Annotated in this window: 15 protein-coding genes; 8 read left to right on the plus strand and 7 right to left on the minus strand. The window is 73.5% G+C overall.

Features of this window, described 5'->3' with window-relative positions; translation table 11 throughout:
- The first annotated feature begins 74 nt into the window (after nucleotides 1-74).
- Nucleotides 75-1088, plus strand: coding sequence for a LacI family DNA-binding transcriptional regulator (locus tag AB0A94_RS33795; RefSeq protein WP_361750147.1), 1014 nt, complete (start codon nucleotides 75-77; stop codon nucleotides 1086-1088).
- Between the two features lie 79 nt (nucleotides 1089-1167).
- A complete protein-coding gene (locus AB0A94_RS33800) occupies nucleotides 1168-1488 on the plus strand; it encodes a DUF2795 domain-containing protein (protein WP_361750149.1) in 321 nt (106 codons plus the stop codon).
- A gap of 321 nt (nucleotides 1489-1809) precedes the next feature.
- Here AB0A94_RS33800 and AB0A94_RS33805 read toward each other — a convergent pair whose 3' ends face one another.
- Nucleotides 1810-2088 (minus strand): DUF6343 family protein, encoded by a 279-nt coding sequence (locus AB0A94_RS33805; protein ID WP_361750202.1) that lies wholly within the window; start codon nucleotides 2086-2088, stop codon nucleotides 1810-1812.
- Between the two features lie 230 nt (nucleotides 2089-2318).
- Between AB0A94_RS33805 and AB0A94_RS33810 the strand changes: the two genes are divergently transcribed.
- Both AB0A94_RS33810 and AB0A94_RS33815 read left to right on the plus strand, forming a co-directional pair.
- Nucleotides 2319-2714, plus strand: coding sequence for a DUF2267 domain-containing protein (locus AB0A94_RS33810; protein WP_361750151.1), 396 nt, complete (start codon nucleotides 2319-2321; stop codon nucleotides 2712-2714).
- Nucleotides 2715-2728: 14 nt separating this feature from the next.
- Entirely contained in the window at nucleotides 2729-3370 is a 642-nt protein-coding gene (locus tag AB0A94_RS33815; protein WP_361750153.1) for a dienelactone hydrolase family protein, read from the plus strand.
- Between the two features lie 47 nt (nucleotides 3371-3417).
- On the opposite strand, the gene AB0A94_RS33820 is transcribed toward AB0A94_RS33815, so the two are convergent.
- The 6 genes from AB0A94_RS33820 to AB0A94_RS33845 all read right to left on the minus strand — a co-directional run bounded on the left by AB0A94_RS33820 (nucleotide 3418) and on the right by AB0A94_RS33845 (nucleotide 8036).
- Complete coding sequence (locus AB0A94_RS33820) at nucleotides 3418-4410, minus strand: polysaccharide deacetylase family protein (protein WP_361750155.1); 993 nt, start codon at nucleotides 4408-4410, stop codon at nucleotides 3418-3420.
- 25 nt (nucleotides 4411-4435) lie between these two features.
- On the minus strand, nucleotides 4436-5425 hold the full coding sequence (locus AB0A94_RS33825; protein WP_361750157.1) for a glycoside hydrolase family 11 protein: 990 nt from the start codon (nucleotides 5423-5425) through the stop codon (nucleotides 4436-4438).
- A gap of 407 nt (nucleotides 5426-5832) precedes the next feature.
- Nucleotides 5833-6456, minus strand: a complete 624-nt coding sequence (locus AB0A94_RS33830) for a hypothetical protein (protein ID WP_361750159.1) — start codon at nucleotides 6454-6456, stop codon at nucleotides 5833-5835.
- 44 nt (nucleotides 6457-6500) lie between these two features.
- On the minus strand, nucleotides 6501-7304 hold the full coding sequence (locus tag AB0A94_RS33835; protein WP_361750161.1) for a hypothetical protein: 804 nt from the start codon (nucleotides 7302-7304) through the stop codon (nucleotides 6501-6503).
- Complete coding sequence (locus tag AB0A94_RS33840) at nucleotides 7301-7669, minus strand: TraR/DksA C4-type zinc finger protein (protein WP_361750163.1); 369 nt, start codon at nucleotides 7667-7669, stop codon at nucleotides 7301-7303. Before AB0A94_RS33840 ends, AB0A94_RS33835 begins: the two co-directional genes overlap by 4 nt.
- Nucleotides 7670-7712: 43 nt before the next feature.
- On the minus strand, nucleotides 7713-8036 hold the full coding sequence (locus tag AB0A94_RS33845; RefSeq protein WP_361750165.1) for a TraR/DksA C4-type zinc finger protein: 324 nt from the start codon (nucleotides 8034-8036) through the stop codon (nucleotides 7713-7715).
- Nucleotides 8037-8306: 270 nt separating this feature from the next.
- Between AB0A94_RS33845 and AB0A94_RS33850 the strand changes: the two genes are divergently transcribed.
- The 4 genes from AB0A94_RS33850 to secD are packed head-to-tail and all read left to right on the plus strand — an operon-like array spanning nucleotide 8307 to nucleotide 12718.
- Nucleotides 8307-9284: a sensor histidine kinase gene (locus AB0A94_RS33850; RefSeq protein ID WP_361750167.1), complete on the plus strand. Its 978-nt coding sequence runs from the start codon at nucleotides 8307-8309 to the stop codon at nucleotides 9282-9284.
- Complete coding sequence (locus AB0A94_RS33855) at nucleotides 9281-9967, plus strand: response regulator transcription factor (protein ID WP_361750168.1); 687 nt, start codon at nucleotides 9281-9283, stop codon at nucleotides 9965-9967. The genes AB0A94_RS33850 and AB0A94_RS33855 overlap by 4 nt, the downstream gene beginning before the upstream one ends.
- Nucleotides 9964-10359 carry a hypothetical protein gene (locus AB0A94_RS33860; RefSeq protein ID WP_361750170.1) on the plus strand — a complete coding sequence of 132 codons (396 nt, stop codon included), beginning with the start codon at nucleotides 9964-9966 and terminating at the stop codon, nucleotides 10357-10359. The genes AB0A94_RS33855 and AB0A94_RS33860 overlap by 4 nt, the downstream gene beginning before the upstream one ends.
- Nucleotides 10360-10402: 43 nt before the next feature.
- Complete coding sequence (secD, locus tag AB0A94_RS33865) at nucleotides 10403-12718, plus strand: protein translocase subunit SecD (protein ID WP_361750172.1); 2316 nt, start codon at nucleotides 10403-10405, stop codon at nucleotides 12716-12718.
- Nucleotides 12719-12794 lie beyond the last annotated feature (76 nt).

Raw genomic sequence — 12794 nt, forward strand, 5'->3', positions numbered from 1 at the left:
GCGGCGTCTGCAAGAATTGCCGCAGGTCACCTCCGCGGCGGGCAACGCCCCCGCGGCCGCCCAGGGGGGAGCACATGAGCGGCAACCGCCGTCCGACCATCAAAACGGTCGCGGCCCGCGCCGGCGTCGGCCGTACCACGGTCTCCCGCGTCGTCAACGGCTCGGACCTGGTCAGTGCCGACGCCCGTGCCAGGGTCCTGGCCGCGATCAAGGAGCTGAACTACGTCCCCAACTCGGTCGCCCGCGGCCTGGTGACCAACCGCACCAACGCGGTGGCCCTGGTGATCCCGGAGTCGGAGAGCCGGCTCGGTTCGGAACCGTTCTTCGCCGCGCTGATCCGCGGCGTCAGCGGCGCCCTCGCGGAGAGCCGGACCCAGCTGCAGCTGATGCTCGTCCGCGACCAGGCCGAGCGCGACCGGCTCACCGAGACGGTGGCCGCGCACCGCGTGGACGGCGTGCTGCTGGTCTCCGTGCACGCCGACGACCGGCTGCCGGGCATGCTGGAGGAGATGGGCCTGCCCACCGTGCTGGCCGGCCGCCGCGACGCGGGCGAACGGCTGAGCTACGTCGACTCCGACAACGCCGGGGGCGCGACCGCGGCGGTACGGCACCTGCTGCACCGCGGCCGGACCCGGATCGCCACGATCACCGGCCCGCTGGACATGGACGTCGGCCGCAGCCGGCTCGCCGGCTGGCGCACCGCGCACCGGGAGGCGGGGGTACCCGCGGACGAACTCCTCGTCGAGGAGGGCGACTTCACGGAGGAGGGCGCCTGCCGGGCCATGCGTTCGCTACTTGAACGCGCCCCGGACCTGGACGCCGTCTTCGCCGCCTCCGACCTCATGGCGGTCGGCGCCCTGGCCGAATTGCGCCGGCGGGGACGGCGGGTGCCCGGCGATGTCGCCGTCGTCGGCTACGAGGACTCCGTCCTGGCCCGCCACACCGCCCCGCCCCTGACGACGGTGCGCCAGCCGGTGGAGGAGATCGGCCGCACCATGGCCCTGATCCTCACCGGCATCACCCAGCGGGGCGAACCCCGGCAGCAGCGGACGCTGCCCACGGAGCTGGTGGTGCGGGAGTCGTCGTAGCGGGGCCCGCGCGGAGGTGAGGGAGGGGCGATGGCGGTTACCCGGGAGGTCCCAGTACCGCGATGAGGGAGAAGGAGCCATGGCCCACAGGACGAGCGCCCGGGACGTGGTGAACGCCATCAAGGACGTCGGTTTCCCGGCCGGCAAGGACGACCTGGTCCAGGCGGCCAGCAGGTCGGGGGCCTCGCCGGACGTGGTCAAGGCGCTGCGCGGCATTCCGGCCGAGCAGTACGCCAATCGTGAGGAGGTGGCCCGGTCGGTGCGCGTGGACCCCGATTCCGACCTCGGCCTCAGTCCCGCGCAGCAGGCGGAGCAGGCCCGTGCGGGCGGCAAGCAGGGACAGTCCCAGCACCTGCGTGACGTGCCGAAGCCGCCGGTGGAGGACGAACTGGACCGCTGATCCCGGCGGGCGACGCGGGTGGGCCGCGCCGGTGGCCGTCCCGGGAGCGGGGCCCCGGGACGGGTGCCCGCGCGGCTCACCCGCGGCCACGCGGCCTCTCGGCGGCCACGCGATCTCCCCGCGACTCGGTCACTCGCGGCCGGTACGCCGCCGGCCGGTGACGGCCCTGTCGCGGACGGCCGGGTCCCCTTCCGAGTCCCTTCGTCCCGGATCCGGGACATGAGACCGGTCCGGCGCGTCCACGACCGTCCACAGCCGGTGTCCGCGGCACCGCGGGGCGTCACCGGGAACCGGTCGGCGGGCTCCGTGGGCTCGGTGGGCTCAGCGGGCGGTGCCCCGTTCCCGTCGCAGACGGCGCAGTACGGCCATCAGGTCCAGGAGGGCCGTCAGCGCGAGCACGCCGCAGACGACGGCGAGCAGGACCAGCGGGCCCCGGCCGGGGCTGTCGCCGGCGTCGGAGCGCGCGGCCCAGGTGCCGAACAGCGCGGTGCCGGCGAGGAAGAGGGGCAGGAAGACCGCGGCAAGCAGCAGGCGCAGCCGCAGCGGGCTCCGCGCGGTGACCGGCTCGGTGCCGGTCCGCGGGAAGCGGCGGCCGATCATTCCGGAGCGGGCCCGGGAGACCGGCTCGCGGGTGGGATCGACATGTGGGTCGCGCACGTCGGACACCTCCTCCACCGTGGTCGTGCCGGCCGGGTGGCCGCCACCGCCGGTGGCAAACCGGCGTTCGTTGGTGCGTGCCCGTTCCGGGTACTCGCCCGTCGCCCGACCATCGACCACCGCGGGTGACCGCACCACGCGGGTGACCGCACCATGAGGAAGGACAGCGCCTCATGCAGCACGACGAGTTCATCGGGAAAGTGCAGGCTCTCACCCGGCTGCCGGACCGGGGAACGTCCGAGCGGGCGACCCGGGCGGTGCTGAGCACGCTGGCCGAGCGGCTGCCGTCCGGGCTGGTGGGCCATGTGGCCGCCCAGCTGCCGCCGACCCTGGCCGCGCCCATGCGGCAGACCACTTCGGGCGAGCGCTTCGACCTGACGACGTTCGCCGGCCGGATCGCCGGCCGCGCGGAGACGGACGAGGACGCGGCCGTGCGCGAGGCCGCCGCCGTACTGGAGGTGCTCGACGCGGCCCTCACTCCGGAGCTGACGGAGAAGCTGGTCGCCGCGCTGCCCAGGGACATCGGCACCCTGCTGCCCGCCGGGCGTGCCGCCGACGACACCGACTGAGGAGGTGACCGGGCATGGTCTCCGAGTCCGTGACGGTCCCCTCGGGTGCGGCAGCCCTGTCCGGGGACCTGGTCGTCCCCGCCGGGGCGCGCGGAATGGTGCTGTTCGCGCACGGCAGCGGCAGCTCACGGCTCAGCCCCCGCAACCGGGCGGTCGCCGACGCCTTGCAGGGGGCGGGGTTCGGCACGCTGCTGCTGGATCTGCTGACCCGGGAGGAGGAGCTCGAGGACGACGCCACGGGCCGGCACCGCTTCGACATCGGCCTGCTGGCCCGGCGGCTGGCGCACGCCGTCGACTGGCTGGAGCGACGCCCGGACAGCATGGACCTTCCCGTGGGCCTGTTCGGGGCCAGTACGGGAGCGGCGGCGGCACTGGTGGCCGCCACCGAGCGCCCCGAGCGGGTCTCGGCGGTCGTGTCGCGGGGCGGGCGCCCGGACCTGGCGGGCGACGCGCTCGGCCTGGTCGCGTGCCCGGTGCTGCTCGTCGTGGGCGGCGACGACGAGACGGTCCTCGACCTCAACCGTGAGGCCGCCGGCCGGCTGTCCGCGGCGCACCACGTCCACGTGGTGCCCGGCGCGACCCACCTCTTTCCCGAGCCCGGCGCGCTGGAGCAGGTCGCCGGGCTCGCCGCCAACTGGTTCCGCGAGCATCTTTGACGGAGCGTGAGGGCGGGCCGCGGCATGCCGCGGCCCGCCCTCGTGGCTCAGCCCGTGCTGCAGGAGACGGTCGGCCAGTTCCAGTTGCCGTTGGTCTGGATCGTCACCCCCCAGTTGTTCCCGCTGCCGTTGGGTTTGGCGACGAGGGTCTGGCCGTCGGGGTAGGACGCGCTGACGTTCCAGGTCGCGGAGACCTTCGCCGGGGACGGCACCTTCATCGTCACGGTCCAGTCGCTGGAGCCGCTCACCGAGACGTTGAGGTTGTAGCGGTCCCCCCAGCGGGTGCCCGCGGACAGGGTCGCGGTGCACGCGGTGCCGCCACCGCCGCCTCCTCCCCCGCCGCCGGAACCGTCGGGGGCGACGGCGCGGCCGGTCTGCGGGGAGATCATGCCGGCGCACAGGCCCCGGGAGGCCAGGTTCTGCGCGATGCGCGGGATCGCGGCGATGGTGTTGGCCGGCCAGTCGTGCATCAGGATGACCTGCCCGTTGGTGAGCCGGGAGGCGGCCTGCACGATGGCGTCGGTGCTCGCGTTGTTCCAGTCCTGCGAGTCGACGTCCCAGATGATCTCGGTCAGGCCGTACTTGGCCTCGACCGCGCGCAGCGTCGAGTTGGTCTCGCCGTACGGCGGACGGAACAGCTTGGGCGTGCCGCCGCCGGCGTTCGCGATCGCCTGCTGGGTGCGGGAGATCTCCGAGTCCATCTGCGCCTGGCTCAGCTGGGTCATGTGCGGGTGGGTGTAGCTGTGGTTGGCGACCCACATGCCGGCGTCGACCTGGGCCTTGACCAGGGAGGGGTTGGCGGCGGCGTACTGGCCCTGGTTGAACATCGTGGCCCGCAGCCCGTTCTGCCTGAGCGCGTTGAGCAGGCTCATGGTGGTGCTGGTGGACGGGCCGTCGTCGAAGGTGAGTCCGACGTAGCCGTTGCAGGCGGCGGCCTGCGCCGGTGCGGCGTCGAGCGTCGCGGTGGCGGTGCCCGCCAGGGTCAGCGCGGCGACGGCCAGTCCCGACACCAGGGACCGGGGGATTTTTCCGGTGGTCATCTGCGGTGGTCCTCCTCGTGAGGGGTCAGCCTGCGCTGCAGGAGACCGTCGGCCAGGTCCAGTTGCCGTTGGCCATGATCGTCGTGCCCCAGTTGTTGCCGCTGCCGTTGGGCTTGGCGACGAGGGTCTGGCTGTCGGGGTAGGAGGTGCTGACGTTCCAGGTCGAGGAGACCTTCGCCGGGGACGGCACCTTCATCGTCACGGTCCAGTCGCTGGAGCCGCTCACCGAGACGTTGAGGTTGTAGCGGTCGCCGAACTTCTCACCCGCCGACAGCGTCGCGTTGCAGCCACCGCCGCCACCGCCACCGCCACCACCGGAACTGCCTTCACTCACCGTGATGTTGGAGCTTCCGCTGCTCTGGTAGCCCTCGGTGGCCATGATCATGTAGTTGTGGCTGCCCAGGTTCATCCCCTTGCCGGCCCACGCGTCGAAGTGGTTGCCGCTGGTGATGGTGCCGCCGGTGCGCTTCGACTGGCGGACGCTCCAGTACTGGTCGAACGTCCTGGTGCCTTCGATGGAGGGGGCGTTGTACCGAGTGGTCTTGTAGATGTCGTACGTGCCGCCGTCGCTGGTGACGGTGCCCTTGTACTCGCCGGTGGGCCGGTAGGTGCCCCAGTTGTCGACGATGTAGTACTCGATGAGCGGGCCGGTGGTCCATCCGTAGAGCGTCAGGTACGCGTTGCCGGACGGGTTGAAGGAACCGGAGTAGTTGACGGTCTTGCGGCCACCCGTGCTCCAGCCCTTGCCGGCGACGAAGTTGCCGGTGTTGCTCCACCGGGTGCTGTAGTTGCCGCCGGAGCCCAGGTCCATGGAGACGGTTCCCTGGGAGTCGGTCCAGAACGAGTACCACCAGCCGTTGTTGGTGCCGGTCTGGTTCGTGGTGACGGCGGCGGTGGCGGTGGTGGCGGTCAGGAGCAGTGCGGTGACGGCGGCCAGCGCGATGGTCCAGACGCTTCTGACGCTCAGCAGCAGGCGGCCGCGTCTGCGGCCTCTCGGTCGGACGGACACGTGCATGCGGTGCGCCTCCTGTGCGGCTCGGTGGGGCTCGATGCCGGACAGTGTTGATCTGCACGCGTCAACCGTCAACAGTTTCGGTGAATGTTTCGAAATCTTCGCCCAGCCGAAGAGGCGCATGGATTCACGATCCCCCAGTTCAAAACCCATACTGAACCGGTTGAGACGGATAGCACCGCAATGAACGCCGGGCACCCTCCGATCCTCGACACGAAGCCAGCGAAACTTTCGAGCGTCAAGTGTCCGGATACGGCGGAGCTCGGACGCCTGTTCGACGTCCGGGCTCCGAGCGCGGGAGGGGCCCGTCAGCCGGTGACGTCGGCCTTCCCGTTGCCGGGCTCGACGGAAGCGGGAGCCGTCGGCGTACCGCGCCGGGCGAGTCCGCCGGACTCCGGCAGTTCACCGGTTCAGGTCGGTGTCGTCCAGCGCGGGGCCGTCTCCGCCCAGGCCGTGTCCCAGTCGGCGAGGTTGCGGCGGCGCACGGCCAGACCGGTCAGGGCGTGGGCGGCGGCACCGGTGAGGGCGACGCCGATGGCGGCGAGGAGGGCCCAGCCCAGGGTGCGGCTGCGGACCTCCTTGCGGGTCAGCGGCCGGTCCGTCGCCTCACCGTCGACGGTGACCCAGACGCGCACGGTGCTGCCGGCGGTCAGCCCCGGCCGGACCTCCGCCCGTGTGGTGCGGGTCCGCCCCTCACGGGTGACCACGCGGACCTCGACCGGGTAACGGGTCCTCTTCTCCTCGTCCGAGCCCGGTTCGGGGTGGCGCGGGGCGTCCCGGACGAGGGCCGCGTCCGTCTCGTACCGGGTCAGGTGCTGGTGGCGGGCGGTGTCCTCGTAATGCCGTCGGGCGGCGTCGCCGACGAGGACGGCGGCCACGGGGGCCACGGCCAGTACGGCGATCAGCGCCCCGAGGCCGAACCAGGCCTGGAGCGTGTCGGTGCGGCGGCGCAGGGGGTTGCGCCGCCAGCGCCACAGCAGGGGGCGCGGGGGCGGGCCCGGGGACGGCTGTGCCGGAGGTGTCTCGCCGGCCACGTCAGGGGCTCCTTCCAATGGCGGGGCGCGGGCGGTCGGGTCGGTCAGACGGCTCCGGTGACCGAGGGGTGGTGGTGCGCCGAGGCGAGCAGCCCGGCGGCGCCCCGGACGGCGGCGGTGTGCGGCGACGGGACCTGCCGCACCGCGCAGCCGAGGCCGGCGGGGAGGCCGTGGGTGATGTCGGGGCGCAGCGCGCCGCCGCCGGCCAGGAGGACGCCCCGGCGCAGGGCGGTACGGGTGAGCGCGGTGCGGTCCTGGCGCAGCATCGCGGTCACCATGCCGGCCACCGCCGCGGTGATGTCGCCGGGCGGCGTGCCGTCGGCCAGGTCGGCGGTGCCCAGCGCGGTGCGGCGGGCGTCGGTGACCGCGCCGTCCACGAGCAGCACCACCTCGGTGAGGTGGGCGCCGAGGTCGACGACGAGCAGCGGCCGGATGTGGTCGGCGCCCGCCGCCAGGGCCACCGCGCGGGCGCCCGGGACGGTCAGCACGGCGCGCGGGCGGAGGACCTCGACGGCCGTGCGGGCGGCGGTCCGGAAGGCGAGCCCGTCCAGGACCGGCGCCGTGACGACGACCAGCGGGCGGCCGAGCCGGGGCAGCCGGTGCCCGAGCAGCCGCTCCAGCATCCGGGCCGTGCCCGGGATGTCGACGATGGTGCCGCGCTGGACGGGATGGACCGCGCCGGTGCCCGGGAAGGTCACGGTGGGCACGTCGAGGACCACGCCCCGCCCGGCGATCCACGCGCGTGTGCGGGCGCTGCCCAGGTCGAGAGCGATACCTGAGCAGCGCCGGCACAGCGGCCGGTGCCGATGCCGTACCGGTGCCGGAGAGGAACGCCGGATCACGGTCACCGGCCGGCCTCCCTCACCTGCTGGCAGCGCCCGCAGTAGCGGGCCTGGGGGACGATCAGCAGGCGGTGGCGTTCGACGGCGCGGCGGCACAGGTGGCAGGTGCCGTACTGCCCGGAGTCCATCCGGGCGAGCGCCGCCTCGACGTCGGCGAGCACCATGCGGGCGGACGCCGCGAGCTTGACGCCCACCTCGACCTGCGCGGCGTCCGTCTGACGCCGGTCGTCGGCACGGTTCGAGGAGTGGACGGCGAACTGCCGCAGCTGTTCCTGCCGGAACAGCCGCTGCTCGTACAGGTTCTCGCGCAGCGCGGCGAGGTCCTCGGGGGTGAGGACCGTGTCGCGCTCGCCGATGGTCTGGTGGGTCACCACTGCACCCCTTGGGCAGAGCGGGAGAGGAGGACGGACGGGATCAGGCGCGGCCCTGGCAGCCGACGCAGTACCGGGTGTGCGGGAGGATCTCCAGCCGCTCCGGCGGTACGGCCTTGGAACAGCCCAGGCAGGTGCCGTAGGTGCCGTCCTCGACGCGCGCGAACGCCTCGTCGATCTCCGTCAGGACACGCTTGATGGCGTCCTTCTGGTTGGACACCAGGTGGTCACCGGGACTCTGCCCGGTTTCGTCGAGGGCCTTGAGCTGCGCCAGCCGGGTCGTGCGGGCGTGTTCGAGGCGCCGGCGGACCTCGTCGGCGGCCGGGTGGGCGGTACGGGGTTCGGTGCGGGGCATGTCGAGCGACACGGACGGTCCTCCTCGGTGACGTACGGGTGATGTCCTCACCCTCGCCCGTTTCCGCCCGGGCGCCCATCGGGCGCGGTACCCATCTGCGCGGGGTCCGAGGACCCACCCCGCGCGGCATGGGTCGGGCGGGCCGCGGGAAATGGGGCGCGGGGCCCATCGACCGGAGCCCGGCCCTGGTGCACGCTGGCCGGTGTCCGCCGGGACGAGGGGCCACTGCCGCGTCAGCGGGCACGGTGACCGACAGTAGAGGCAGACGAGAAAGAGGAAGGCGTGACCTCCGTGTCCCTGTACTGGCGGATCTTCGGGCTCAACGCGGTGGTGCTGGGCAGCGCCACCGCGCTGCTGCTGTGGGCTCCGGTGACCGTGTCCGTCCCGGTGCTGCTGACCGAGGCGGTGATCCTGGTGGGCGGTCTCGGCGTCATGCTCGTCGCCAACGCGGCCCTGCTGCGCATCGGCCTCGCCCCGCTGGACCGGGTGACGCGGCTGATGACCACCGTCGACCTGCTGCGTCCCGGTCAGCGGCTGCCCGTGCACGGTGGCGGTGAGGTCGCCGAACTGGTCAGCACGTTCAACTCGATGCTGGAGCGGCTGGAGGGGGAACGCGTCGCGAGCAGCGCTCGCGCCATCCTCGCCCAGGAGGGCGAGCGGCGCCGTATCGCCCAGGAGCTGCACGACGAGGTCGGGCAGAGCATGACCGCCGTGCTGCTGGCCCTGAAGCGGGCGGCCGACGAGGCGTCCCAGCCGCTGCGCGGTGAGCTCCAGCAGGCACAGGAGATCACCCGGGAGAGCCTCGACGAGGTGCGCCGGCTGGTGCGCCGGCTGCGTCCGGGCGTCCTGGACGATCTGGGCCTGGTCAGTGCGGTCACCTCGCTGGCCACCGAGTTCGCCACGCACACCGGGCTGCGCGTGCTGCGCCGCTTCGACTCCGATCTGCCCGTTCTCGACCACGAGACGGAGCTGGTGATCTACCGTGTGGCGCAGGAGGGCCTGACCAACGCCGCCCGGCACGCCGAGGCGCGGTGCGTGGAGTTGAGCCTGCGCGGTGCCGACGGGCGCGTCGTCCTCGAGGTGGCCGACGACGGCCGCGGCATCGGGGCCGCACGCGAGGGCGCCGGGCTGCGCGGGATGCGGGAACGGGCCCTGCTGATCGGGGCCGTGCTGGACATCTCGAGCCCCGACGGGACCTCCGCGCCGCCGGCCGGCACCCGGATCCGGCTGACCGTGCCCACCGCCAGGAAGCAGTCATGAACCACCAGGACACCCACGACGGCCGCCGGACGGACGCCACGATCCGGATCCTGCTCGCCGACGACCACGCGCTGGTGCGGCGCGGCGTCCGGCTCATCCTCGACCGGGAGCCGGACCTGGAAGTGGTCGCCGAGGCGGGGGACGGCGCGGAGGCGATCGCCATGGCCCGCACCCACGACGTCGACCTGGCCGTCCTGGACATCGCCATGCCGCGGCTGACCGGCCTGCAGGCGGCCCGCGAGCTGACCGCGCTGAAGCCGGGACTGCGCATCCTGATGCTGACGATGCACGACAACGAGCAGTACCTGTTCCAGGCGCTCAAGGCCGGGGCCGGCGGTTACGTGCTGAAGTCCGTCGCGGACCGGGACCTGGTCGCCGCCTGCCGGGCCGCGATGCGGGACGAGCCGTTCCTGTACCCGGGGGCGGTGACCGCCCTGATCCGCAACTACCTCGACCGGGTGCGGCACGGGGAGGAGGCGCCGGAGCAGCTGCTGACCCCGCGCGAGGAGGAGGTGCTCAAGCTCGTCGCCGAGGGCCACTCGTCGAAGGAGATCGCCGAGCTGCTGTTCATCAGCGTCAAGACGGTGCAGCGGCACCGCGAGAACCTGCTGCACAAGCTGGGGCTGCGGGACCGCCTCGAGCTGACCCGTTACGCCATCCGCGCCGGGCTCGTCGAGCCTTGACCGCCGCCCGGCGGGGACGCTCCGCCCGCCTTCCGTACCGGGCCGCCGCGGCGGCCCTCGCCGCGTTCGCGGCCGTGCTGCTGGCCCTCGGGGTCACCGGCGGCACGGTACCCGTCCCCGCCGCCCCGCCCGCCCCGTCGGCGTACGAGTCCGACACCCGTCCGTACGGCGACGACGCCTACGTCGGTGCCCGCGCCCTGCTCACCAGACCGGAGCGGGACGCCGGTGAGCGGACGGTGCCCGCCGGCCATCCCCTCTTCACCGCGGCGCACACGCCGCCGGTCCCGCCCCGGCCGGCCCGGCCCGCGCCGGCGGCCGGGCACGCGCCGCCCGCCGCCGCGCACACGCCGTCGGACCTGGGGCGCGCGCCGCCCCCGGCCTCCAGCACCTGAGATCCCCTCTTCTCCTTCTTCCGCGTGCCTGCTGGAGGCATCTGTGAAACGTCCCGCCCGCGTCAGGGCGTTGTTCGCGCTCGCCGTGATCGCCCTGTCCGTGTTCGTCGCCGTCACCGTTCCGGTCCGTCTGGGCCTGGATCTGCGGGGCGGCACCCAGATCGTGCTGGAGACCCGTTCCACCGAAACCGTGAAGGCCGACGGGGCGGCCACCGACCGCACCCTGGAGGTGCTGCGCGGCCGCGTCGACGCGCTCGGCGTCGCCGAACCGAGCATCGTCCGCTCCGGGGACAACCGGATCATCGTCGAGCTGCCCGGTGTGCAGGACCCGCGCAAGGCGGCCGACGTCCTCGGCCGTACCGCGCAGCTCTCCGTGCACGCGGTGCTCGGTGCCGCGACCGAGTCCGGCAAGGCCGGGGAGAAGGGTGAGCGCGTCCTGCCCGACGAGCAGTCCGGTGAACGGCTCCGGCTGGCCGCCGCGTCGCTGACCGGCCAGGACGTGAAGGACGCCGAGGCCCTCTTCGACCCGCAGAGCGGTGCCGGCTGGCACGTCACCGTGGACTTCGAGGACGGCGAGGGCTGGGCGAAGCTGACCGGTGAGGCCGCCTGCAACCCGGCGGGTGACCCGAAGCGCCGGGTCGCGATCGTGCTCGACGACAAGATCATCTCCTCGCCGCAGGTCGACCCGTCCGTCGCCTGCGGCGCGGGCATCACCGGCGGGTCCACCCAGATCACCGGTTCCTTCACCAGTGACGAGGCCAAGGAGCTCGCCCTGCTGGTCAAGGGCGGCGCCCTGCCGGTGCCGGTCGAGACGGTGGAGCAGCGGACCGTAGGCCCGACGCTGGGCGCCGAGGCCATCGAGGCGAGCGCCTGGGCGGCCGTCGTCGGCACCGCGCTGACCGCGCTCTTCATCATCGTGGTCTACCGGCTGATGGGCGTCCTGGCCACGCTGGCCCTGCTCTGCTACGGCCTGATCTCCTACGCCGGTCTGGCGGCCCTCGGGGCGACGCTGACCCTGCCCGGTCTCGCCGGTTTCGTGCTGGCCATCGGTATGGCGGTGGACGCCAACGTGCTGGTCTTCGAACGGGCCCGGGAGGAGTACGGCAAGCGCAACCGGCCCAGCGGCCGCTCGGCCCTGACCGCCGGTTTCAAGGGCGCGTTCAGCGCCATCGCCGACTCCAACGTCACCACGCTGATCGCGGCGGTACTGCTGTTCCTGCTCGCGTCCGGCCCGGTGAAGGGCTTCGGTGTCACGCTGGGCATCGGTGTGCTCGCGTCCATGGTCAGCGCCCTGGTGATCACGCGGGTGCTCGCGGAGTTCGCGGTGGCCCGCCGCTGGGTGCACCGCCGTCCCGGGGTCACCGGTCTGGCCTCGATCGGCCGGGTCCGTACGTACCTCACTCGCCGCGACCCGCAGCTGATGCGGCGTCCGCGCCGCTGGCTGGCGGTGTCCGCCGTGGTGCTCGCCGTCGCCGGCGCGGGCATCGCGGTGCGCGGGCTGAACTTCGGTGTGGAGTTCACCGGTGGCCGGCTGATCGAGTACTCCACCAGTGAGGCCGTCGACCCGGACCGGGCCCGGGAGGCGCTGGCCGACGCCGGTTTCCCGCAGGCGGTCGTGCAGTCCTCCGGTGACGACAGGCTGACGGTGCGCACCGAGGAGCTGACCAACGCGGAGGCGGTCGAGGTGGCCGACGCCGTCGCGGAGGTCGGCGGCGGGGCGGAGAAGGTCCGCGACGAGCTGATCGGCCCGAGCCTCGGTGACGAGCTGCGGCGCAACGCGCTGATCGCGCTCGGTCTGGCGCTCGGCGCCCAGCTGCTGTACCTGGCCTTCCGGTTCCGCTGGATGTTCGGTGCGGGCGCGGTGGCCGCCCTGGCGCACGACGTGGTGATCCTGGCCGGCGTCTTCGCCTGGCTGGGCAAACCGATCGACGGTGTGTTCCTGGCCGCGCTGCTCACCGTGATCGGTTACTCGGTGAACGACTCGGTGGTGGTGTTCGACCGGATCCGCGAGCTGTGGCGCAAGGACGGCAGGGCGCCGCTGGCCCAGGTCACCAACCGGGCGATCCTGCAGACGGTGCCCCGCACGGTCAACACCGGTATCGGTGTGATCTTCATCCTGGCCGCGCTGGCCCTGCTGGGCGGCGACTCGCTCACCGACTTCGCGCTCGCGCTGCTCATCGGCATGCTCGTGGGCACGTACTCGTCGGTCCTGACCGCCTCGCCGCTCGCCGTCGAGCTCGGCGCGCACACCGCCGGCGGCAGGGGCGGCCGGGGTCGCGGCCGGGGCGGTTCCGGGCGGACGGAGTCCGGCGCCACGGAGCGCCCGGACCGGGCCGGGGCCGCCACGCGGGCACGGTAGGAGCGGGCGGGAGGGACGGCCGGAGGGTGCGGGCGAAGGGTGCGGGCCACCCGGGGGTGGTCCGCACCCTCCGCCC

Source organism: Streptomyces sp. NPDC044984 (assembly GCF_040646935.1).
Taxonomy (GTDB): Bacteria; Actinomycetota; Actinomycetes; order Streptomycetales; family Streptomycetaceae; genus Streptomyces.